The 22,045-nt window shown below is 44.5% G+C and carries 21 protein-coding genes; 12 read left to right on the top strand and 9 right to left on the bottom strand.

Annotation, left to right across the window (positions count from 1 at the left end; all coding sequences use genetic code 11):
- The first annotated feature begins 89 nt into the window (after positions 1-89).
- From MUY27_RS19925 to MUY27_RS19910, 4 genes are all read left to right on the top strand, one after another.
- Positions 90-488 carry a hypothetical protein gene (locus tag MUY27_RS19925; protein ID WP_245133140.1) on the top strand — a complete coding sequence of 133 codons (399 nt, stop codon included), beginning with the start codon at positions 90-92 and terminating at the stop codon, positions 486-488.
- Between the two features lie 427 nt (positions 489-915).
- Positions 916-2,277 carry a DNA/RNA non-specific endonuclease gene (locus MUY27_RS19920; protein WP_245133138.1) on the top strand — a complete coding sequence of 454 codons (1,362 nt, stop codon included), beginning with the start codon at positions 916-918 and terminating at the stop codon, positions 2,275-2,277.
- Positions 2,278-2,407: 130 nt separating this feature from the next.
- A complete protein-coding gene (locus tag MUY27_RS19915; protein WP_245133136.1) occupies positions 2,408-3,589 on the top strand; it encodes a sensor histidine kinase in 1,182 nt (393 codons plus the stop codon).
- Position 3,590: 1 nt separating this feature from the next.
- Entirely contained in the window at positions 3,591-4,301 is a 711-nt protein-coding gene (locus MUY27_RS19910) for a LytR/AlgR family response regulator transcription factor (RefSeq protein WP_245133134.1), read from the top strand.
- Here the strand turns inward: MUY27_RS19910 and MUY27_RS19905 are convergent.
- The 3 genes from MUY27_RS19905 to MUY27_RS19895 are packed head-to-tail and all read right to left on the bottom strand — an operon-like array spanning position 4,290 to position 6,220.
- Positions 4,290-4,973, bottom strand: coding sequence for a pirin family protein (locus MUY27_RS19905; RefSeq protein WP_245133132.1), 684 nt, complete (start codon positions 4,971-4,973; stop codon positions 4,290-4,292). The genes MUY27_RS19910 and MUY27_RS19905 overlap by 12 nt on opposite strands.
- Entirely contained in the window at positions 4,970-5,473 is a 504-nt protein-coding gene (locus MUY27_RS19900) for a hypothetical protein (protein ID WP_245133130.1), read from the bottom strand. The genes MUY27_RS19905 and MUY27_RS19900 overlap by 4 nt, the downstream gene beginning before the upstream one ends.
- A 9-nt stretch (positions 5,474-5,482) precedes the next feature.
- Entirely contained in the window at positions 5,483-6,220 is a 738-nt protein-coding gene (locus MUY27_RS19895) for a dioxygenase family protein (protein WP_245133128.1), read from the bottom strand.
- Positions 6,221-6,462: 242 nt separating this feature from the next.
- On the opposite strand from MUY27_RS19895, the gene MUY27_RS19890 reads away from it, so the two are divergent.
- Positions 6,463-6,840: a PleD family two-component system response regulator gene (locus MUY27_RS19890; protein WP_245133126.1), complete on the top strand. Its 378-nt coding sequence runs from the start codon at positions 6,463-6,465 to the stop codon at positions 6,838-6,840.
- Positions 6,841-6,872: 32 nt separating this feature from the next.
- Here MUY27_RS19890 and MUY27_RS19885 read toward each other — a convergent pair whose 3' ends face one another.
- Positions 6,873-7,634, bottom strand: coding sequence for a response regulator transcription factor (locus tag MUY27_RS19885; RefSeq protein WP_245133125.1), 762 nt, complete (start codon positions 7,632-7,634; stop codon positions 6,873-6,875).
- 132 nt (positions 7,635-7,766) lie between these two features.
- On the opposite strand from MUY27_RS19885, the gene MUY27_RS19880 reads away from it, so the two are divergent.
- The 4 genes from MUY27_RS19880 (at position 7,767) to MUY27_RS19865 (ending at position 10,343) form a co-directional block, all read left to right on the top strand.
- A complete protein-coding gene (locus MUY27_RS19880; RefSeq protein ID WP_245133123.1) occupies positions 7,767-8,012 on the top strand; it encodes a hypothetical protein in 246 nt (81 codons plus the stop codon).
- A gap of 8 nt (positions 8,013-8,020) precedes the next feature.
- Complete coding sequence (locus tag MUY27_RS19875) at positions 8,021-8,776, top strand: DUF3667 domain-containing protein (protein ID WP_245133120.1); 756 nt, start codon at positions 8,021-8,023, stop codon at positions 8,774-8,776.
- A gap of 179 nt (positions 8,777-8,955) precedes the next feature.
- Complete coding sequence (locus tag MUY27_RS19870; RefSeq protein WP_245133118.1) at positions 8,956-9,435, top strand: hypothetical protein; 480 nt, start codon at positions 8,956-8,958, stop codon at positions 9,433-9,435.
- A gap of 278 nt (positions 9,436-9,713) precedes the next feature.
- A complete protein-coding gene (locus MUY27_RS19865; protein ID WP_245133117.1) occupies positions 9,714-10,343 on the top strand; it encodes a hypothetical protein in 630 nt (209 codons plus the stop codon).
- Positions 10,344-10,361: 18 nt separating this feature from the next.
- On the opposite strand, the gene MUY27_RS19860 is transcribed toward MUY27_RS19865, so the two are convergent.
- The 5 genes from MUY27_RS19860 to MUY27_RS19840 all read right to left on the bottom strand — a co-directional run bounded on the left by MUY27_RS19860 (position 10,362) and on the right by MUY27_RS19840 (position 17,242).
- Positions 10,362-11,789, bottom strand: coding sequence for a T9SS type B sorting domain-containing protein (locus MUY27_RS19860; RefSeq protein ID WP_245133115.1), 1,428 nt, complete (start codon positions 11,787-11,789; stop codon positions 10,362-10,364).
- A 118-nt stretch (positions 11,790-11,907) separates the two neighbouring features.
- Positions 11,908-13,359: a T9SS type B sorting domain-containing protein gene (locus MUY27_RS19855; RefSeq protein WP_245133113.1), complete on the bottom strand. Its 1,452-nt coding sequence runs from the start codon at positions 13,357-13,359 to the stop codon at positions 11,908-11,910.
- Between the two features lie 83 nt (positions 13,360-13,442).
- Entirely contained in the window at positions 13,443-14,597 is a 1,155-nt protein-coding gene (locus MUY27_RS19850) for a glycoside hydrolase family 18 protein (RefSeq protein ID WP_245133111.1), read from the bottom strand.
- Positions 14,598-14,742: 145 nt separating this feature from the next.
- A complete protein-coding gene (locus MUY27_RS19845) occupies positions 14,743-15,918 on the bottom strand; it encodes an alginate lyase family protein (protein WP_245133109.1) in 1,176 nt (391 codons plus the stop codon).
- Positions 15,919-16,285: 367 nt separating this feature from the next.
- The gene (locus MUY27_RS19840) at positions 16,286-17,242 is read right to left on the bottom strand and encodes a glycosyltransferase family 2 protein (RefSeq protein WP_245133107.1); all 957 of its coding nucleotides are present in this window, start codon (positions 17,240-17,242) and stop codon (positions 16,286-16,288) included.
- A gap of 272 nt (positions 17,243-17,514) precedes the next feature.
- On the opposite strand from MUY27_RS19840, the gene MUY27_RS19835 reads away from it, so the two are divergent.
- The 3 genes from MUY27_RS19835 (at position 17,515) to MUY27_RS19825 (ending at position 22,025) form a co-directional block, all read left to right on the top strand.
- Positions 17,515-18,435 (top strand): beta-1,6-N-acetylglucosaminyltransferase, encoded by a 921-nt coding sequence (locus tag MUY27_RS19835; RefSeq protein WP_245133105.1) that lies wholly within the window; start codon positions 17,515-17,517, stop codon positions 18,433-18,435.
- Positions 18,436-18,525: 90 nt separating this feature from the next.
- Entirely contained in the window at positions 18,526-19,866 is a 1,341-nt protein-coding gene (locus MUY27_RS19830; RefSeq protein ID WP_245133102.1) for a sigma-54-dependent transcriptional regulator, read from the top strand.
- A gap of 161 nt (positions 19,867-20,027) precedes the next feature.
- Positions 20,028-22,025 (top strand): KUP/HAK/KT family potassium transporter, encoded by a 1,998-nt coding sequence (locus tag MUY27_RS19825; protein WP_245133100.1) that lies wholly within the window; start codon positions 20,028-20,030, stop codon positions 22,023-22,025.
- The last annotated feature ends 20 nt before the right edge of the window (positions 22,026-22,045 follow it).

Genomic DNA, 22,045 nt, shown 5'->3' with positions numbered 1-22,045 from the left:
CAGCGGAGCACGACAAGGCCGCACGTTTATTATTTCCTCAGATGTTGTACGGTCAGATGCTCGCAATTTTAAGACAGGAATTGGATTCAATGGTGAGGGTTATATTTCTGGTCACGCTAAGTCCGGCCGATAGGTTGCACTACATCAACCAAACCCTGAATAATGAGAAATGGACATTAGCTGGTACAAGAACACAAATCACCGATAGGCAAATGGTTGATTTTGCAAATACCCTGTATGGCTGGACAAGATCAGTTTACAAATTTGGTTGCGCATTTATACACCTGTCGGTGATGGCGGATTATAACAACTCCAATCCATTTTTGCAGTTATCCATATCAGAGCAGCAGGATATTAAACAACATTTACACAATTACTATCAATACCCTTTATCTTATAATTTAAGCGTAGCCACGACAGGGCCGTACTTATTAAAGGTGCTTCAAAAGGTTTCAAGTAATTTGGAATACGAATTGCAAAAATTATAAAAGATAACATCTTTTTAAGGCCGCCATCGGCGACGAGCTTGCTTTAGTTTTGGCTACAGCAATGCCTTTTGTTAAAAGTGTAAAAGTAGGTTAGCCAATTCGAGATAGTGAATAATATTTTCCATTATACGATTTGTTATTTTATGTGGCCTATGCTCTTTAATCGGGACGACCCTGCTCCCGTAGCGGCTTGTATATTTTATAAATAGTCCCGAGTTTTAAAAAAGACTGTTTTGCTGAAGATATTTTTTCATCGAACCACTATAGTCACCATATATCTATAAATACCTTGGCAACGGGTTGACGCGAACTCGTACCTCGTGTCCAATTGTTAGTCCATCACCAACCGTTCTTTAACAATCTGTTCATCTTGAGTTGACAACAGTATTTGCGGCCATCCGTAAAAGCAGGCTCAACTCAACAGATAATGAAAAATAAATTTCTACTCCTTAACGTCCTTGCGGCGTCCCTGATCTTTACCTCATGTAAAAAGGAAGAGGCGCTGCCTGTAGATTCGACTACACCTTTTGCAGCAGGTGCAAAATCTACTCAGGCCATTAGCCAAACTTTTATTGAAACCTTTGAATCGGGAACGAAAACAGCGTACGCCGTTGGTTCTGTCTCGCTAACAAGCGGTTCATGGACGCTGGATAATGCGCTCATCGGCTCACTGAGTGGTGATGCAAAAAATGGCTCCCAGTCGGTACGGATAACCAGCACCGGCACTTTAGGGATGAACTTTGATGTAAGTACGGGCGCTTCAACCGTTACTGCCCAATATGCTACTTATGGCTCAGACGGTGCTTCCAGCTTCCAGTTGTGGGTATCCGCAAATGGTGGCAGTACCTATTCGCAGGTAGGTTCAACCATCAGCGTTAGCAGTCATACACTTAATACAGCCACATTTACGGTTAATCAATCCGGTTCCTTACGGTTCCAGATCCGCAAGGTGAGCGGTGGTTCTAACCGCATCAATATCGACGACGTTACCGTGAACAGCTACGATAGCGGCTCTACCGGCGGCGGTACAGGTTCTGTTGGCGATAACACCAATCTGTTGATGGGAAATCCCAGCAGCGCGGTGAACAACACTTCTTACCCTGCAAATTACCTGATCGACCAGACTTATTACATCGAAAGCTATAACCGCGACCGGGGTACGCCGAACTGGGTAAGCTGGTACCTGGGTAGCAGCAGCCTTGGCTCTACAGACAGGTTAAATAATTTTCGCGCAGATACCAACCTTCCTGCGGGCTGGTATGAGGTACAGGGTACTGATTATTCAGGGTCCGGTTTCGACCGCGGGCATAATTGTCCGTCTGCAGATCGCACATCGTCTACGGCGGCTAACAGCGCCACTTTCCTGATGGATAACATGATCCCGCAAGCGCCAAATAATAATCAAAAGACCTGGGCTAATATGGAAAACTACCTGCGTTCGCTGGTTACCTCGGGCAATGAAGTTTATATCGTAATGGGCAGTTATGGTACAGGCGGTACCGGCACTAACGGTTATGCCACTACGGTAGCCAGCGGTAATGTTAACGTACCCTCAAATGTATGGAAAGTTGCTGTTGTGATCCCCGATGGCAATAATGATATCAACCGGGTAACTACTACCACCCGCGTAATTGCCGTTAATACGCCTAATAATAACAGTATCAACTCGGACTGGACGCAGTACAAATGTACCGTAAGAAGTATCGAATCTGCTACCGGTTACAATATTCTTTCCGCGCTTCCGCAGTCTGTTCAGGATGCGGTTGAAACCAAAGTAGACAATCAATAACAACAGCATAGCTAAACAGAAAGCCGCTTTGAGTAATCGGGGAGGCTTTTTGTTTTAGGTTATATCTTTACAATCAGCCATTTTATCTATACTTATGGATGCTTTAGTTTAGAAATAAGTTGCTTTGTGTATGCAGAAAATCAGGTTGTTTACCGTAGCTATACATCTTGCCGGATGGCTTTTATTTCTCAGCTTTCCGTTGGTTTTTATTCAGGCAGGAGAAGGCGGACTAAGTTTATTTGATCTTCTGCTCACCAGAAGTTACTGGGAATTTAGTATTTGTTATTTTTTGTTATTCTATGTGAACAGCTGGGTACTCATTCCCAGGTTTTTCCTGAAAAAGAAATATGTTGATTATGGGCTGATCGTTATAATCTTTTTTGCCGGTATCTATTTTTTGCAGCCGTTTGACAGGTTGCTGAGAGCTAACCCCATGCACCGGCCAGTCCCGGGATGGCAAATTGGGAGAGGGGGTGACATTGGAAGGCCCGGAATGCAGCAAGGGTGGAATGCGCCCCCGCCACCACCTGATGATATGCCTTTTTCTAAAGATATGCACCAGCCTGAAACTGCCCGTTTGCATCAGGAATTTGGGCAGCCTCCACAAGGTGAACATCGGCGGCGTATAGATACGACCAGCCTATTTATTTTTGTGATGATTATTGCCCTGAGTACTGCTGTAGAAGTAACCCGAGAGTGGAATTTAACAGAACAACGGGCTTCTATGGCAGAGGCTGGCAAAGCAAATGCCGAATTATCTTTCCTGAAAGCGCAAATCAATCCGCATTTTTTATTTAATACGCTGAATAACATCTACACGCTTGCAGTCACGGGTAACCAACACACGGCAGACAGCATCATGAAACTTTCTAAAATTATGCGGTATGTTACCGATGAGATTACGGAAGACTTTGTCCCGCTGGAAAATGAAATAGAATGTGTAAATAACTATATTGACCTGCAACGTTTACGGATAGGCAAACGAACCGAGATAGACTACAGTGTAACAGGTGACCCGCTGAACAAAGTTGTAGCGCCGCTGATATTCATGACCTTTATAGAAAACGTGTTTAAATACGGGATCAGTAAGCAGGAACAGAGCAAGTTGGTGATCAGGATAACGATACTGGAAGACAGTATTAATTTGTTTTGCCAGAATCCGGTGCATCCTAATGCTGCTAATGACAGCCGCCGCGGGATAGGCATACAAAACACGAAGCAACGCCTGCAGCACTTGTATGCAGATAAGCATCATTTAAACATTGTTAATGAAAACCAGCTATATACCGTGGAGCTGAATCTTTACAGTTAATATGAAAATTAAATGCGTTGCGATAGACGATGAGCCGCTGGCTTTGCAGTTACTGAGCGGCTATATCAGTCAGTTCGCCGAATTACAGTTGGTACAAACTTTTGAAGATGCCATAGCAGGTGCGGAGTTCCTGCGGAATAACAAGATTGATCTGCTTTTTATAGATATCAACATGCCGGACATCAGCGGTATAGAACTGGTGAAAGCACTGGATACCAAACCTATGGTTATTTTTACTACGGCTTACAAAAAGTTTGCTTTCGAAGGGTTCGAACAGGAAGCGTTAGACTATTTGTTAAAGCCTATAGATATGAAACGCTTTACCAAAGGTGTGGAGAAGGCAATAGATCATTATCAGTATAAACTAAGCACTAAGGATAAATTGCAGAACGAAAGCCTGTACGTTTATTCTGAGTATAAAATTGTAAAGATTAACATACCAGAGATAGAGTATATCGAGAGTATGGAAGATTACGTTAAGATACACGTAGGGCAGCCAAAGCCTGTGATTACGCTGATGCCGTTAAAAAAGGCGTTGGAAAAACTACCGCAGGATGTTTTTAAACGGATACATCGCAGCTATGTAATTAACATTAACAAGATCCGGTCTGTGCAAAACAGGCGGGTACAGCTCAATACGATAGAGTTACCCATAAGCGATACTTACATCGATAACCTTCGCGACCATTTAAAGGGCAAACTAAAAGGTTAAAAACAGTATCACCGCATTATTGCTCAGCGCTTCCATTTCTATTTCCTGCTCGTCCCATAAGGCAAGGCAGTCCCGCTGGTGTAGCAATCTGCCTTGAAGCTCAAACGCACCGGACACCACGCAGGCAAAAGAGTTGTTTTTACCCTTCATGTAATGTATGGCCTCCTGGCGACCATTAAAGCGACCAATGAAAATTTCCGGGGTATCCGGGTGTTCGTCCGTAACATGGATCAGCGAGCCGGGTTGTCGATCAAGATCAAACGCCAGAACAGCGGGACCGATTGAGTTGCCTGAACGATCAATTTCGATTTGAAAAAAGTTGATCCAATGATCGGCATAAGGATTAGAAAGCTCAAAATAGCCCCCTTCAGTTAAGTCATCAATCAATATTTGTCCTACTTCTACCATTACGGTACCCTGGCCACCGTTTTGGAACATCAGGCTTCCGGTAACCGGGATAAGTATGATCCGCGAGGCTTTGTTACCACCGATCATTGCTTTTTTTCCGGCAGCGAGGGTACAGTCGTTAAAAGCGGTTAACAGGCCTCGCGCTTCGCGTTCCTCGTGGTAGTAATTTCCATAATTAAATACGCAATGCTGTTGCAACACATTGCTTTGTAACAATCCCCGCTGATCTGCGGTGTAGTACTTGCCCGGTATGGTCAGTTTCATGCTTCAAAAGGTTGAAATGATTTAATGTTTACGTATAGCGGTAAGGCGAACAGGTTTGTTTGTTTAGCCCCGGCATCTTCATCCATTTCTGAAACCAGCAAAAGGTTGGCTATGGTTTTGTACCAGCGCAGACGGCGCGAGTAAAAGTTAACGGCAACCTGGTGTTTTGCCTTGTCTGTAATGTCAGAATTAATTAATTCAAACTGGTACTGGTCGAAACGAAGAAAACGTTTGCCGATGTTATTTAGCACATCTGGGATCAGGCCATCAAGCTGTTTAACATAGCCATTAACGGCGGGCGTTACCCTTGCCGAAAGTTGTGCCGCCTGCGGAACATGCCTTTGCAACTGCGCGTATGAGGTATATGCCGTACCGACGGTAAAGTTTTGTGCCTGTAGTTTAAACTCGGTAAACGAGTCTTCGAAAACCAGTTTCTCCCACGCGCCGGAAGTGTTGATGGTAATTACCTTGCGGTAATGGAGCTCAATAATGCCTTCCATACTTTTGTTTTACGCAGGTACAGACAAGCTGATGGATAGATTAAAACCGTCTGTGGTATTACCGGTTACGGTAGCCAGTTCTAAACTGTATCCATCGCTAAATACGTTGTCCTGTGCGTTATAGGTATAACCTGTAAGTCCTTTTTGGTAGCCGTTTACAGCAGTTACTGCAGAACCCGAGCCTTCCGGAAAGGCAATTTGAGTAACTTTTAATGACGTGCCCGACGAATTATAGACATGCACATGGATATGCGTGGCCCTGCCTGAGTACCAGCCCGGGAAAATAGACGTAAATGTTACCAGTCCGCTGCTATCTGTTGTTTGCCGGCCACGTAGAAAGTGTACTGAAGTGTAATTGGTGCTTTGCATAGCGGTACCGCCATATTCAGAGTAATTGCCTTCAGAATCGCAATGCCATATATCTACCAACGCGTTAGCTAAGGCATTGCAACTGTTGTTGCTGTTATTAATGGTGATTTTAATGGTAAGCTTGTAGCCGGTGCGGCCATCCGTAATATCGCTGCGTACGTATGATGCCGGTGTGTGTGTAGGGAAAGGACCTTCTGTTTCTGTAGGTACAACACTGCAACTGCTGGTGCCAGAACTGCCGGATGAGCTTGTGGTGCCGGATGATGAACTGCTGCTGTCTGTAGGGGATACATCACTGTCTTTGCTACATGCGTCTATCAGTACCGATGAAGTGACAGCGCCGATCATCAGGCTTTTTAAAAAATTTTTCCGTTCCATCTTCAATTCATTTTAGGGTTTGTAATAAAATTGTTGATCGAAAATAGGTTGGTTACAGAACTGAAAAAGCGAATGTGTCGACAAACTGGGGATATGTGCCGATAAGTTTTTTAACTGTTAAAAAGTGTTAATTATCAGATAGTTACTTGCAAATTCACTGGTCGACACAATTCGCGGACTCGTCGGGACATTGGGTTTTATTATTCCTGATTGCCCTGAATTTTAGGTCATAATAGTAACGTATGGAACTGCTTAAGACAAAAAAGAGAGTTTTACTGCTCGATAAGGATAACGGGCTGATAAACATCGTTGATGAACTGCTATTTACGGGTAATTGGGATATATCAATAACCTTCGACCCCAATGCAGTATTTGATATTGCCACAAAATTTCGCCCCGACTTAATTATCCTTGATTATACTTTACTTGGCTATGAGTGCGCGATAATCTGTGAGGATTTTAAAGCAGATCATCTGTTAAAAAACATCCCTGTTATTGTGATCACTACGTACAAAACCCGTAAAATATCCAGGGATGTATTTAAGTGTGATGCACTATTTATAAAACCGCAGGACTTTGAAATATTGGCCGCTAAAATGGATTTGCTGCTTGCTTCTTAGTAGCTCGTTTTATTTGTTCGGACGATGTTTTTTCAAACTATTTTACTGTCAATTGCCTGCTGAAGCGCTTCTGACATGTTGCTTACCTGTAACTTATCAAATATGCGCCGCCGGTAATATTTAATGGTATCGGCAACCACAAACAGCTTTTCGGCAATTTCAGTAATAGAAAACCCGCGGGCGTGGAGATGTAGTATTTCCAGCTCCCGCTTGTTCAGTTTTGGCTTTACCGTTTTTCTCCAGATGGCCTGCACCGTATCCAATTCCCATTTGTCGGTAGTGCCCTGCTTATGGATATAAATATTGCCCGCATTTTTCTGATGCGAAAGCGATACCACGCACATCGCCAGCTGGATTTTATTATCTGCGTTTAGAAACAGCGGCGTTAGTTTATGATTGATCAGCAGTTGATCTCCTTCCTTGCTGTTCAAATGAAAATCATAAGTAATGGTATATCGCATCCGCTCTTCGGCGGGTAATTTGTCGTAAAAATCAAACCCTGCGTTATTGATGATGGTCAGCAGTTCCAGATCGCTTTCCGGTACATTTTTAAAGTAGAAATCGTATCCCATCGCCAGCACTTCGTCCGGCGTGTAGCCGCATAAGAATAAAGGATTCTCCGACACATACTCGAACCCCATGGTTTCATAATTAATAATATAGATGCTTTCGTATGTCAGCCGCGAAAAAGCATTAATGATGGGGAGATAATGTTGCTGCTGCGGCCGTTCATCGCCGGTAGTAGGCTTAATGCGGTTCTTCGTTAGCAGGCTTGTAAAGTCTTTATTGCTCATAAAGCATTCCTCATGCGCAATTTACAAAACTACACCCGGGTGTAGTGGTCAAAAATGATCTAATGCTGAATTTTGAAGTAGCCGTTGGTTAAGCGATAACCACACTTTTTATTAAACCTTACAACTAAACACATGAAAAATACAGATCTGCTAAAGAGTTTATCTACCGAAGAGTTACTGACGAAAAGGAAAAAAGCGAAGGCTGCACAGGTAACACTGGTGGTAATTATCGCTATTGCTTTTATGATACAAATTTACGCAGTGCTGCGGACTAAAAATTACGCTTTTATCGCCATCGGTTTTAGCGGCGCCGTGCTTTTAATACCCGGACTAAGTAATATCAAGGAAATGGATGAGGAATTAAAAAGGCGGGCTTAACGATGATTATGGAGAATACAGCATCACACTGTCTGAACTGCGGCAACCTGGTGGCAGAAAAATATTGCGGAAACTGCGGACAAGTTTCCAGCACGCACCGCTACTCGCTGAAACACGTAGTCACCCATGATTTTGTTCATGGGGTATGGCATGTGGACAAAGGCGTATTATATACCCTTAAAGAATTATTTACAAACCCAGGGCATAGCGTACGGGCGTACATTTTAGGAAAACGGGCCAACTATTTTAACTTTATCACGCTCTTGCTGCTGATTTTAGCGATGTCGAGCCTGGTGAGCCATTATTCGCACATCAAATTGACGGATCTGGTCCCAGAATCCGGGAGGAACGCGGTAAGTGCGCTCGAGGAATTTTCGATGAAATATCCCAAACTGGTATTGCTGATCACCATCCCCATCACTTCTGTTTTCAGTCTTTTATGGTTTAAAAAAGGGAAGTTTAATTATGCCGAGCACCTGGTTTTGAATTCCTACAAAGCCTCTGCAGAGCTGACCGTGGCCTTGCTGTTTACCATCATTACCATCTTCTATACCAACATTAGTGGACTGATATTTATCTATTACATCGCGGTAGGTGGTTTTACATTTGTTTACAGTATATGGTTTTATTACCAGTTCTTTTCAAAATCTGATTACACTAAAAAGAGCTTACTGTTCAGAGCTGTAATGGCAGCAGCATCACCTTCGCTGCTCTCGCTTGTAATCGGTTTGATAGTGGGCATTGCAACGCATGCCGGGCATTGAAAAAGGTCGGGATAGTAATGGCGCAATAATTTCCATTCGTCAATCTCATCACTTGCAAAACCAAATTCTATATGCTATAATAGTTATATTTTATTGCAAGGTTTAAGGCTTGCTGTAACAACAGCATTTAGAAGTTATCCAATCAGTAGATAAATTACTTACGTAAGCCTTTTACTGAAATGACTAAATCCGAAAGCACTCTTTCAATAACTCTAAAATCTTTATTAGGCGGCTGGGTGGCCCTGGTTTTCGGTACCAGCACCTTAGTTTATTTCTTTTCACCAATCCCGCATAGAAGTTTTCATCAAAACCCGGTAATCAACGGTTTAAGAAACATCTGGGAAATTGCAGACGATATGGGCCCCGTGGTAAAACTCTCTATCATAGCCGTTTTTGCCGTGTTATATATCCTTAGTAGAAGCATTATCAAAAAAAGCCGTTTGTCGTTTTATACAGGCAGTATCATCATTGCCGTTATCGCCGTTTTGCTGGTGCTTGCCCTATTACCGGCAGATCTTTCAAGAGGCTACGGCATCAGGCTAACCGGTGCCCGTTTCGATTTAAGCATGCTGCCGATCTACCTGTCAGGAGCAGTTCTTGGCGGGGTAGTGTTTTCCTATATTTATTTTAAGCTATCGCGTGCAAGTTTGCTCAATTGACGTCTTACTTAAATTATATTAAAAACAGAGCGTAATACGGAAGAAGCAAAATTTAAATAGTTTACAATCAAAGCCCTTAACGACAAGTAGTAGGATCCGGGTGTTGTTTTTAAACTTGGGTAGTTAGTGATTGCTTCTCCGCCAACCGGCGGATCGCAATGACGACAGTACGGCTAACGTCTTTGCGAGGATTCCGATCACTATTGGGAGACGAAGCAATCCTCGATTTTGAGGAAATGAAATTAATTCTGCGGCACAACAATTGATAGTTTTGTGATATGCAAATCAGAAATATCACCGTATTAGCCGCGCTGTTTCTTGCTGCTTGCGGCCACGCCAAGAAAACATATCTCCTCGCAGATTCTGCTTCGGCCGATAGCCCCAACGTATCCGCCGCCAAAGAAAACCCTGTTACTGCCGATAAACTGATTGTTCCAGGGGAGCGCATCGGCGGGACGCATTTGAACGAAAATGTAGATTCTGTTATCCTTCGCCTGGGTAAGCCTGATAAAAGCGACGCAGCAATGGGTTCAGCTATGGCTACGTGGTTGTCTAAAGAACCCAACAGCCCGTACCAGACCGATATCTATTCGCACCGTAATATGGGGGCCGCAGATGAAAACATCGCAAGGGTAAAAATCATCCGTGTTACTTCGCCATGGTTTAAAACAGAGGAACGTTTAGGCGTAGGCAGCACATTGCCACAGGTAGAAGATCATTTCAAAACCAAACAGGCGATTGTTTATGCTAACGGGAAAGATACGCTGCGTATTTATGACGACCGTAGCAAGGGAATAGGCTTTGAAATGAATAACAGCGGTAAATGTACCGGTGTATTGATCCATACCAAGGGCGATAGTACGGCTGCTTATATTTCCATGCACCCTGATATGAAAAGGGTTCAATGAACTTCCGGGTAATCTGCTTTAACGGATAATGCTTACGCTGCCCGAGAACGGGGGCGTCTGACCACCGGGTTTGATGATGTAATAATAAACACCTACCGGTAAGGGTTTGCCGTTAAGGGTGCCGTCCCATCCCTGGGTATAACCAATTGATTGGTAAACCAGGGCGCCATATCGGTTAAACACCCGGATGTTGCAATCCGGGTAGGCCAGCAGTGGCAGTAAATCCCACGTATCGTTAATGCCATCGCCGTTGGGGGTAAACGCATTGGGCACAATAATGGGTTTGTGCATCAGAATGGTGATCACATTTGAGGTGGCCGACCGCGGCACAACGCAATTTTCTGTCGCGGTAGCTACGCAATAAACCTTGTCGCCAATGGTTAACGTAGATGATAAAAAAGTTGGCCCGTCATAACCAGAGGCTTTGCCGTTCACAAACCATTGGTAACTAAGGTTGCCCTGGTAGGTTGGGTTCGCAGTGAAATAAACGGTTTGCCCCTCGGTGATAAAATTACCAGGCGCGGATGAACTGATGCTTACGGTATTACTTTTTACAGCCGTAATATCGGCAACCACTACCGGGTTAGATAATGCTTCTGCATTGCCGCAAAAGTTTTTGGTAGTGAATTTACAGGTAATCACATCATTGGTTTTTAATGTGCTGCTGGTAAAGGTGGCTGAATTAGTGCCAGCCTTTCCGCCGTTGATCATCCACTCGTAAGCGGGTGCAGTACCTGGGTTGGTGACAGTAGCTTTATAAACCTGCGTGGTGCCAGCGCAGCCACCATCGGCTGAACTGATGGTTATGGCAGGGGTAGGATTAAGGTGTATCGTAATTTCGTTGGAAATGGCAGAATCCCGTGCAAGGCATTTGCTGATCATGATTACATTGCAAACTACCTTATCGCCGTCTTTATAGGGGTAATTTTCTAAAAAGGACTTCTTATTATCGATAGGTTGGCCATTGATCAGCCACTGGTACTGAAGGCTTACAGGCACTAAATTGTAATTAAATGAGGTAGAAGTACCAATTGCAACAGCAACATCCGGGCAAATGGTTCTTTCGCCACCGCTGAAAGTGTCCATGAAATAAATTTGCGCACTGGGCTTATAGTATTTGGCTGTTACTACGTTTGTTAACTGGTTCGAAGTTATCGCCTGACCAGAATCGTTATCAGTAACCACGCAATCTACAATGTCTGTTAGCGCAACCTTAACATTCACGTTGTCAATAACCAGGCTGCTACTGTTCTGATTAGGTTGAATCAGGCCATTTACACGCCATACATAACTTAAATGAGGTCCCATATAAAAAGCTGCTGCGTCGATAATGATCGGATTACCCTCGCAAGTAGGGTAATCTCTCTGGGAGATGATCACATAACTGTCGGCGGATCCGGGCAACCTTGCAGCACCATCTGCCCTGCCGATAAACGTCAACGTCATCAGCAGAAAGATGAAAGCCGGTATAAAGCGTTTACAATACAAGCAGGTGTAATAGTGTGGTTTATAAAGGTAATAAAGTGGCGCGGTGTATAAAATAAATAAAAGACCCTTTTTAGGACTATCGTAACAAACTCAGGCTGCCCCTGAAGGGCGGCGTTTTATCGTCAACCCGGATAATGTAATAGTAAACGCCAACGGGTAAAGGCTTCCCGTTAAAGGTACCGTCCCAGCCATCGGTATAGCCCACCGACTGATAAACTACAGCGCCGTACCGGTTAAACACCTGTGTAAGGCTTTGCGGATAAGCCAATAAAGGTAGTATAGTCCATTTATCGTTAATGCCATCGCCGTTAGGTGTAAACGCGTTGGGAATAACGATGGGCTTGATCATCAGAATGGTGATTCGGTTAGAGGTGACCGTCTGCGGCACCACGCAATTATCCGTGGTGGTTACCGTACAGCTCACCTTATCGCCAAGGGTAAGGTTTGATGAGGTAAATATCGGGCTATTGTTGCCAACGGGCAGATTATTCACATACCATTGAAAATTGACGTTCCCCTTATAGGAATTATTCGCCGTGAAAGTTACGGTTTGCCCCTCGGTAATAAAGTTGTTGACCGCAGAGGAAGAGATGCTTACTGAATTGACATATGACTGAGCACCGCTTACCGTGATCTGGTTAGAAGTTGCTTCTAATGGCCCGCATTGCGAATTGCTGGTTACTTTACAGCTGACTACATCATTTAATGCAAGGGTGGAACTGGAAAAATTCGGCGAGTTGGTGCCCGCTTTATTACCGTTAACCAACCATTGATAGGTTGGCGAAACGGCATCGGTAACGGTGGCCTTATATTGTGCTACTAAGCCAACGCAGGCACTGCCGTCTGAACTGATAGCTACCGTTGGCGAAGGTACCGCCGTTATCGTCAGTGCATTTGAGGTGACTTGCTCAAATGGTTTGCATTTGCCGCTTATTGTAACCCGCAAAGTAATCTGATCGCCGTTTTTTAACGTATTGCCATCAAAGTAGCCTGCAACAGGCTGTTGTACCACTACCCCGTTAACCATCCATTCAAGGGTGTATTTCACATTTAAATTGATGTCGGCAATTGAATAATTATAATTAAAATGGATATACGAACCGACAAATAACAACGAGTTTTTACAGGCCAGCCCGGTGTTGCCCACTCCTGCAAAAAAGATTTCTGCATACGGCGCAGAATATACCAGCCGCTCTACTTTAGTCAGTTTATTAGAGGTAGCCTGTTGCCCCGTTACATTATCTGTTACCACACAATCGATGATATCATCCGGCGTAATGTTAATCATAGTGGCATCAATCGTAAAGGTATCACTGTTTGTGCCTTTTGCCACGCCGTTTATCCGCCATTGGTAAGTTAAATTCGTGCCCAGATCAGAGGGCGTTGCCTTGATAATAATCGGTTCACCCGGACATACCGGGTAATTGGTAATGAAGATAAATACCGAAGGCAGAACCCGCGCAGTAGCCTGTGAGCCGGAGAAACCCCAGAAGATCAGGCAGCAGAAGAGCAGGCGGATATATGGCAAGGGTGTTTTTCTTCAGGTTAAATAAAGATAGAAATATTGCTGCTACTTCGCTCTTTTATTTCCTAATGGGAAAACGTATCAGCTTACTTTAAATCGCGGTTCACCTCGTTCAGTAAATAAGTCTTTTTATCGTCAGCGTATTCCCAAAACATTACCCCTGCCATGTGCTTTTTAAGTACATAGTTGCATTTTGCCTTTACAGACCATTCATCGTCATAAGAAATAAATTGTTTGGTTGCGGCATTAAACAAGTAAGGCGCTTTAGCGTCCTGGTCGCGGTAGTATTTGAAGTCTTTATTCGTTAACAGGCTGTCTTTAATAAAAGTAAAACCTCTGCCTGGCATTCTGCCGGCTGTTGTATCGCCAAGCCCGTAATTTATTGCGTCGCGCACCTTGGCAGACCGGCCGTAGAAAGCCAGCCCCATTACCAGTTTTTCGACAGGAACACCGGCTTCCATAAAATCATTCACGGCTTTGTCTGCATCGTCGCGGGTCTGGTATTTGCGCGAGGCGTACAAGTTGGTGTGGTGAACAGCTATTTTTAAACTATCCTGAAAATAATCATAGGTCATCAGGTTCACATAGTTCAGGTAGCGTTGTACCTGCCCCATCTCTGTATTTTGCAGAAATCGTTTAAAACCGCCAACTGCTGCGGTAAGTAACAACTTTTTCCCCGTTTCGTGCTCCAACTGGTCAAGCTCTTTACGAAGGTCATGGAACATCAGTGTATAGGTGTGTTTATCTTCCGGACGGAAAACGTTCCCAGCGCCGATGTCATTCGGGTATTCCCAGTCGATATCTACGCCATCCAGTTGATATTTTCTGATGATATCCACTGCGCTGGCTGCAAAAGCTGTACGGGCGGTATCACTGAGCATTGCGTCAGAGAAGCGGCCGCTCCAGGCCCACCCGCCGATAGAGATCAGGATCTTCAGATCAGGGTTAACCTTTTTAAGCTTCCGCAGCATGCTGAAATTTGCCGTGTCGGTACGTTCGTAGTGTAAGAAAGCACGGTTGTTTTTAATGTCTACAAAGGCATAGTTGATATGCGTCAGTTTGCGGGCATCTACCAGGTTGGTATCAATCAATCCCCTGAAACCGCCAACATAGCCTATGATCACAGGTTTGGGCTTGGGGGCTGCATGGCGGCGAATGTTCGTCATGGCCGAAAGCAGTACAAAACAAATGATAGCGGCAGCAATGCTATAACCGCTGCGGGTAGCCCGTGGAAACTTCATATCGATTAATTGGTGGTAAATGAAACAGCCTAAGTTAATGGAAAATAAAGCATCACCACAAAGAAGTTCTGTAACGAATTAATGAAATTAAGGTAGGCACAAAGCCGGGCAACGCTACCCGGCTTAGAGTAATCTAAATGAATAATTAAGGTACGTTATGATGGGTATAGGATGTCCAGCCCAGGAAACCAACATCATTGCCGGGTAAGCCGTAGGGCGCCTGCAGATTGCGGATATAGCTGGTTTCAGTGGTGTGGAAACGGCGGTCTGCTATTTCTATCCCAGGCCAGATGGGGTTAGATGGCGAACCGGAAACTGAACAACTCGGCGATACGGTACCCTTGATCAGCTTGTACTGGTACTGGTAGCCGGTAAGTAAACGGCTGCTGCTGGCGGTATAGATAGAATAATCTGCAAACTGGATAGCAGCCAGGTTAGCCGCATAAGTGATACCAGTTAGCGAGTACTGGAAGTGGGTGTAATCGTTATGGCCGCAAATTTCGCCGTTCATAGAGCCATCTGTAGCGATGATTTCTGGGATAACGGTTTTAACCAGGGTAACACCGCTGTCGTAAACGGCCTGGCTATCCAGGAAAATGCCGATTGCCATTTTCGCATATCCCTGAGATACCACCCAGTTGTTATGATAATTAGGGGTATTGTTGATGTAATTATCTTTCAACTTGTTCAGGAAGCTTTTGAATTGGCTGTCTTCAGCAGCAGTCCATCCACCGGTTTGCCCACCGGCAGTCTGGTAGTATTTGATAATCTCTGCTGCTGCTGCAAATGTCGGCGCTGCCCAGGCTGCTTCCAGGGAGCCTTGGTTGGGATTGGGATTGGTACCAACCACGGTAATGCTTTGGAAAGCATTGGCCCAGCCGTCCAAGATCTGTTTAACGGTAGTAGCATAAGCTGCATTACCTGTTTTTGCCCAGCGCAGGGCTAAAGCATAAGAAAGCAGTGCATCGCCTTTAAAGTTGGTCTCGTCCTGCGTGCCCGCACTGGAAGCCACCTGTATTGTTGCTTTATAACCATTACTGGGCGAATGGGTGTTGCAGTAATCAAGCACCTTTTGATAAGCTGCCAGCCGGTCTGCATCATTATTGTTCGCCTGGTTTGCAATGTAGTCCAGGCTGGCCTGGGTGTTTAAAATACCGGGGTGGACAAAGGTTACCGCGTTGGTTTTTTTGTTACCGGCGGCGCTTTCAACGGGCTGATCTACTACCGGGGAAACGGTTTTTTTAGTACATCTTACAAATACGGTTACAAGGGCTACGCAAACTAACGCGCAGAGCCATAGTTTTAAAGTTTGGGTTTTCATAAAACTGGTTTAATTGGTTAAACCGGGCTTAATTAAAGCTGACGTTAAAGCGGCCGTTTGTTTAATTATTGGCTAATTTTTCCGGGTATCTGGCAAACGGTCTTACGGCTTTAAAGCAAGTTTATTAAACACCGTAAGTGCAAATCTTAAGATAAAAAATCAGCAAAAAAAAGCTGATAAACAGCATGATACGCTTTGTTCACAAGCGGGTTTTTTACGTTTGCCGATAGCGCAAACGTTGACAAAAAATTAAAAAAAAATTTCGTGATACGCTCTGTTCACAAGGGCGTTTTAAATGATTGTTGCACAAAAAAACCTCCCGTGATTTTTTGCGGGAGGTTTCAAACGTATGTAATGATAAAGTTGACTAAGCAGTGGCACGTTCCGCTACACGCGCTGCCTGGAATGTTTTGGATGTTCTAGCCTTTACATGCCTGATGCCTGGCCTGAACATGACCGCCCGCAGGCTGGTATTCCAAACAGTTTTAATAAACGGCCAATGATGGGTTTTACGACCAAGCACAATCCGGAAGGGCATAATTAACATCCGGTGTATCCAGGTGATCCAGAATTGCAGCTCGCCCTGGTGCGAACGCTTGGTAAAGAGTTCGTTCCGTAGACCATATCTGTATTTCCACAGATTTTTTTCCGTATCCCGGAATACGTTACTGATGTGATTGATGGGCGTTTCGTGTAAAACCACGCTGTCTTCAACCGCCAGTCCGGCCATTCCATGTTTAATAATGCGTTTAGAGTATTCCACGTCATCGTTCCAGATAAAATACTCTTTAATAGGCAGGCCAACCTTCTCCACCGCCTTTGCTGATAACAGCATAGATACAAACGTGCCAAACTGTACAAACCGGTATTTATCCCGGGGCTCCAGGGTAAGTTTTTCTAATTTCTTTTTGTCGTTAAGCGTGTAGGTGCGGTTCATTTCATGTTCGCTGCCGTCTGTCCACACGACAGACCCTGCCAGGAAGCCGATATGGTCATGGTCTGGTTTCAGGTTTTCCAGGGCGTCTACTAAATGTTCGAGAGCGTCTTTTTGGGGGATGGTGTCGTCATCCATTAGCCAGATCCAGTCTGCGCCATTAGTATAAGCCACTTCTATACCGAAAGCGAAACCACCTGCGCCGCCTTCGTTGGTTGTAGTAACTAAGGTTACGGGTTTTGTTTTCAGCCAGGCTTCTGTACCATCCGTTGATCCGTTATTGATCACAATGATCTCATCGGGCTGGTGTGTTTGTGCGCTTACCGCCTTGACCGATTTTTTTAACAGTTCCAGACGGTTGTAAGTGACAATGACAGCAATAATTTTCATGATTTTTTTTGTGGTAAAGCCTGATTAACCCAGTGGCAGGTATCGGATCGTAATGGTTTATCAGGTACTTTATTGTTAACTTTAAAGAAAATATATATTTAATTGAAGAAATAACCTGAGATGCTTTGTCTTGTTTCGATTAATTTAATTTTATCAAAAGAAATTTTTTTAAAACACTTTCATAATAAGCAGGTATAATAGGTGATACTTTTATAATAAAGAGCGTATTTTCTTAACAGGAAACACAGTGTTGGTTTAAATCATTCATTACTATGAAAAAAGCATACCTGATCATGGCGCATAAGAACCCGCGCCAGTTGCAACGTCTTGTAGCGAGGCTGAACGACGGACATTCAGGATTTTTCATTCACATAGATATTAAGGTAGATATAGCTCCATTTAAAGAGGCTTTGAAGGAGTTTGGTAACGCCATTTGTTTTATCAAAAGGTTTGATTCTAAGTGGGGTAGTTACGGCACCATCGAGCCTTTTATAGAAGGGCTGCGCGAAGTGCGCAAATCCGCTGTGGGCTATGAGCGGATTATGCTGATCAGCGGGCAGGATTATCCGATCAAGAGTAACGAAGAAATGGACGAATTTTTCCGCAGTTCGCCGCATAGCGTTTTTCTGAATTACTTCCCCATTCCAAATCATCAAAAATGGCCCGGTCGCGATCGCGGTGGTTTGTACCGGGTAGATAAATATTATTTTGGTTCTAAGAAGGGCGAACTGTTCCGTTCACGAGCATTGAATTTTTTAGCTACGTATCTGCCATTTCTTAGAAGAAAGATGCCAAATGGTATGAAACCCTATACCGGCCAAACCTGGTGGACGCTGGATGATTACGCTATGAACTACATTTTGGATTACCACGATCAGCACCCCGAATATTTCAGGTTCCACCGGCATACCTTTGTTGCAGACGAACTGTATGTGCAGATGATCGTCGGGAACAGTAAAGACCAACGCTTGTTGAACAGCATTGAAAACAGCGAAAGGCGGTTCACCATCTGGCATGACGAGCGCGATGCCCACCCTAAATTCCTCAGAGCAGAAGATATTGATGCGATTATGGCATCAGACGATTTTTTTGCGCGTAAGTTCGATGATAACATCGATTCAGAGATATTTGATCTGATAGACGAAAGAATTCTGTTAAAGAACACGGCAGAAGCTGAGCGCGTAATGGTTTGATAACCAGGTTTAAACTTTTACAAAGGGGAATGTCCGGAAAGAACGTTCCCCTTTTTTTATACCTTTATTTCGGGTAAAAAGAAAATAGCTATGCCGCAAAGCATCCTGATTATTGATGACGAAGAAAAATTATCGGCACTGATGGCCCGGATTATCGGGCTGGAAGGGTACGAAGTACTGCAAGCGCCTACCGCCGTCCAGGGCCTGAAGGTGCTGGAGCAGCAGGATGTGCTGGTAGTACTGAGCGATGTGAAACTTCCGGATGCTAACGGCGTGGAGCTGGTGAAAGAGATCAAAGCCAGGAAAAATTACGCCGAGGTAATTTGCCTTACGGCTTACGGGAATATCCCTGACGGGGTAGCGGCAATAAAAAACGGCGCTTTTGACTACATTACCAAAGGGGATGATAATGACCGTATACTGCCTTTGTTAAGCAAAGCTTTTGAGAAAGCCCAGGTACAATACCGCTTGTTTCAGCTCGAGAATAAACTGCTGAAGCGTTACAGCTTTGATACCATCATCGGCAATTCCAATGCGATAAAGCAAGCGATCGACCTGGCAAAGCGGGTTTCTGTAACCAATACCACCGTTTTGCTTCTGGGCGAAACAGGTACAGGTAAAGAGGTATTTGCGCAGGCCATCCATTACAACAGCAACCGGAAGGATAAAAGCTTTGTAGCGATTAATTGCAGCGCGTTCAGCACTGAATTGTTGGAGAGCGAATTATTTGGTTACAAGGCAGGCGCTTTTACCGGTGCTGCGAAAGATAAGAAAGGTTTGATTGAAGAAGCAGACGGCGGCACGTTGTTTTTGGATGAAATCGGCGAAATGAGCATCGACCTGCAGGCAAAGCTGTTGCGCGTGCTGGAAAGCGGCGAGTTTATCAAATTGGGGCAAACTAAAACACAGAAAGCCGACATCCGCATTGTGGCGGCGACTAACCGCAGCCTGGAGCAGGAAGCAGAAAAGGGCACTTTCCGCCGTGATTTGTATTATCGCCTGTCAACCTTTGTCATCAACTTACCGTCGTTAAATAACCGCGCGGAAGATATTGGTCCGCTGGCTACGCATTACCTTAAAGAGTTTGCAGTAAAAACCAACCCCGCTGTTAAGCATATCGACCCGGCTTTTATAACCGCGCTGCAAAAGCACCAGTGGAAGGGTAACATCCGCGAATTAAGAAACGTGATAGAACGCGCGGTGATCCTGGCGCCGGGAGATACATTATCGGTAGATCTGCTTCCTTTTGATTTTATGGCAGGTGAACCTTCGCCTTCAGGCGTTTTTGATCTGTCAGAAATTGAAAAGCGCCATATCCGATATGTAATGGCCTATACCAAAGGCAATAAAACAGAGGCGGCAAGACTGCTCAACATCGGCCTGACCACCCTTTATCGCAAGATAGACGAATACCAAATTGGGGTGGTGTGATTTTCAAAATGAAAAACACCTTTTCATTTTGGTAGGGTTCGTTGGAGTCGCAAATCGGTAAAAAGTGCGTTTATAAGCTGTAAACTAAGTTTTTATAAATTGGTATACGTGTTGATTATGGCAGCATCGTCACCCCTGGTAGGGTGTTATGCTGTATCAAAATGAACAATTCGCACTTTAAAAAGCTTTCCGCAGCCGGCCTGCTAATTACATTAGGTATTATTTTCGGCGATATCGGTACTTCGCCGCTTTATGTTTTTCAAACCCTGTTAAAAGAGGGTGGCCAATCCAATGAGTTCCTGGTACTGGGCGCTATCTCCTGCGTGTTCTGGACCCTCACCCTGCAAACCACTTTTAAGTATATCGTAATTACCCTTCAAGCCGATAACAAAGGCGAGGGCGGTATTTTCTCTTTATATGCCCTGGTACGCAGGTACGGTAAGGCCCTGGCTATACCTGCAATTATCGGTGCTGGTACACTTCTGGCCGATGGTATTATCACCCCGCCAATTTCAGTGGCCTCTGCTATAGAAGGTTTGGGGCTGGTACCCTCATTAAGCAAAGAATTTGTACCCGGTAGTCCGCTCATTATCGGGATCATTATGGGTATTTTGCTGTTGCTGTTCACCTTTCAGCAATTCGGCACCAAAGTGGTGGGTTCGGCCTTCGGGCCGATCATGCTGGTTTGGTTCCTGATGCTGGCATTCCTTGGTGGTGTACAGGTGGCCCATTATCCGCAGATTGTTAAAGCACTGAACCCGGTTTATGCGTGGGATTTGCTGGCACACCATCCAAAAGGCTTTTGGCTGTTAGGTGCTGTGTTTTTGTGTACTACCGGTGCCGAGGCTTTGTATTCAGACCTGGGGCATTGCGGCCGAAGGAACATCCAGGTAAGCTGGATATTTGTAAAAACCTCGCTGATGCTGAACTACCTGGGGCAGGGTGCTTGGGTGCTTACTCAAAGTAAATATCATAGTTTTGAAGGGGTGAACCCTTTCTTTGAAATTGTGCCCCACCAATTCCTGATCCCTTCAATTTTAATTGCTACGCTGGCTACCATTATTGCCAGCCAGGCGCTCATCAGCGGTTCTTTTACGCTCATCAGCGAAGCGGTGAGTATGAACTTCTGGCCGCGTATCACCATTAAATATCCTTCAAACATCCGCGGGCAGATCTATATCCCCAGCATCAACTGGTTACTATGCTTTGGCTGTATGGCTGTTACGCTGTACTTCCGTACATCTGAATCCATGACAGCAGCTTACGGGTTTTCGATCACTATTGCGATGCTGATGACCACCGTGCTGATGTATAAATTTATGCGTTACAGAAAGCACTGGCCTGTTTGGTTGGTTACCATCATCCTGTGCGTATTCCTGGCGGTAGAATTCTCTTTCTTTGTGGCCAATGCCGTTAAGATTGTTAAACGTTTGTTCTTCCTGGTGTTTGAAGTCGGCCTGATCTTTACCATGTACGTGTGGTACAAGGCGCGGAAGATCAACAACCGCTTCCTGAACTTTGTAGACCTTAAAGATTATATCCCAGTGTTGAAAGCGATGAGTAACGACCAGGGGATCTCTAAATTCGCCACACACTTAATTTATCTTACCAAAGCAAATAACAGCAAACAGGTAGAGCAAAAGATCATCTATTCTATCCTGAGCCGTAAGCCAAAACGTGCAGACGTTTATTGGTTTGTGCATATCGAACGGACGGATGAACCTTTCACCATGGAGTATACGGTAGAAGAGCTGGAAAAGGATAAAGTGATCCGCGTAGAATTCAGGTTAGGGTTCAGGGTACAGCCGAGGGTGAATGTGTTGTTCAGGAAGGTAGTTGAAGATATGATCAGCCGCGGCGAGCTGGATATCACCAGTAAATACGAATCATTAAGCAGCTTCCATCTGCCGGCAGATTTCCAGTTTGTGATTATGGAGAAATTCCTGTCATACAACAATAACTTCAGCCTTAGCGAAGGATTTATTTTAAATAGTTATTTTGCCATTAAACAAATGGCACAGGGCGAAGCAAAAGCATTTGGTTTAGATACCAGCGAAACCCGTATAGAGAAAATACCGATGGTAGTAAACCCGCTGAATAACATTAAGTTAAAGCGGCTTGAACTGAGCAACTCGCCATTACATGCAGAAGCATATTAAATTTAATTAATAACGATAGA

It is taken from the genome of Mucilaginibacter straminoryzae (genome assembly GCF_022953055.1).
Lineage (GTDB): Bacteria > Bacteroidota > Bacteroidia > Sphingobacteriales > Sphingobacteriaceae > Mucilaginibacter > Mucilaginibacter straminoryzae.
Note: the sequence above shows the minus strand (reverse complement) of the source record. Positions and strands in the feature narration are given on the sequence as shown.

Excerpts from the sequence above, each read along its gene's own strand:
- MUY27_RS19925 (WP_245133140.1), top strand. The coding sequence starts at position 90 with ATGGTGAGGGTTATATTTCTGGTCACGCTAAGTCCGGCCGATAGGTTG.
- MUY27_RS19920 (WP_245133138.1), top strand. The coding sequence starts at position 916 with ATGAAAAATAAATTTCTACTCCTTAACGTCCTTGCGGCGTCCCTGATC.
- MUY27_RS19915 (WP_245133136.1), top strand. The coding sequence starts at position 2,408 with ATGCAGAAAATCAGGTTGTTTACCGTAGCTATACATCTTGCCGGATGG.
- MUY27_RS19910 (WP_245133134.1), top strand. The coding sequence starts at position 3,591 with ATGAAAATTAAATGCGTTGCGATAGACGATGAGCCGCTGGCTTTGCAG.
- MUY27_RS19905 (WP_245133132.1), bottom strand. The coding sequence starts at position 4,973 with ATGAAACTGACCATACCGGGCAAGTACTACACCGCAGATCAGCGGGGA.
- MUY27_RS19900 (WP_245133130.1), bottom strand. The coding sequence starts at position 5,473 with ATGGAAGGCATTATTGAGCTCCATTACCGCAAGGTAATTACCATCAAC.
- MUY27_RS19895 (WP_245133128.1), bottom strand. The coding sequence starts at position 6,220 with ATGGAACGGAAAAATTTTTTAAAAAGCCTGATGATCGGCGCTGTCACT.
- MUY27_RS19890 (WP_245133126.1), top strand. The coding sequence starts at position 6,463 with ATGGAACTGCTTAAGACAAAAAAGAGAGTTTTACTGCTCGATAAGGAT.
- MUY27_RS19885 (WP_245133125.1), bottom strand. The coding sequence starts at position 7,634 with ATGAGCAATAAAGACTTTACAAGCCTGCTAACGAAGAACCGCATTAAG.
- MUY27_RS19880 (WP_245133123.1), top strand. The coding sequence starts at position 7,767 with ATGAAAAATACAGATCTGCTAAAGAGTTTATCTACCGAAGAGTTACTG.
- MUY27_RS19875 (WP_245133120.1), top strand. The coding sequence starts at position 8,021 with ATGGAGAATACAGCATCACACTGTCTGAACTGCGGCAACCTGGTGGCA.
- MUY27_RS19870 (WP_245133118.1), top strand. The coding sequence starts at position 8,956 with ATGACTAAATCCGAAAGCACTCTTTCAATAACTCTAAAATCTTTATTA.
- MUY27_RS19865 (WP_245133117.1), top strand. The coding sequence starts at position 9,714 with ATGCAAATCAGAAATATCACCGTATTAGCCGCGCTGTTTCTTGCTGCT.
- MUY27_RS19860 (WP_245133115.1), bottom strand. The coding sequence starts at position 11,789 with ATGACGTTGACGTTTATCGGCAGGGCAGATGGTGCTGCAAGGTTGCCC.
- MUY27_RS19850 (WP_245133111.1), bottom strand. The coding sequence starts at position 14,597 with ATGAAGTTTCCACGGGCTACCCGCAGCGGTTATAGCATTGCTGCCGCT.
- MUY27_RS19845 (WP_245133109.1), bottom strand. The coding sequence starts at position 15,918 with ATGAAAACCCAAACTTTAAAACTATGGCTCTGCGCGTTAGTTTGCGTA.
- MUY27_RS19840 (WP_245133107.1), bottom strand. The coding sequence starts at position 17,242 with ATGAAAATTATTGCTGTCATTGTCACTTACAACCGTCTGGAACTGTTA.
- MUY27_RS19835 (WP_245133105.1), top strand. The coding sequence starts at position 17,515 with ATGAAAAAAGCATACCTGATCATGGCGCATAAGAACCCGCGCCAGTTG.
- MUY27_RS19830 (WP_245133102.1), top strand. The coding sequence starts at position 18,526 with ATGCCGCAAAGCATCCTGATTATTGATGACGAAGAAAAATTATCGGCA.
- MUY27_RS19825 (WP_245133100.1), top strand. The coding sequence starts at position 20,028 with ATGAACAATTCGCACTTTAAAAAGCTTTCCGCAGCCGGCCTGCTAATT.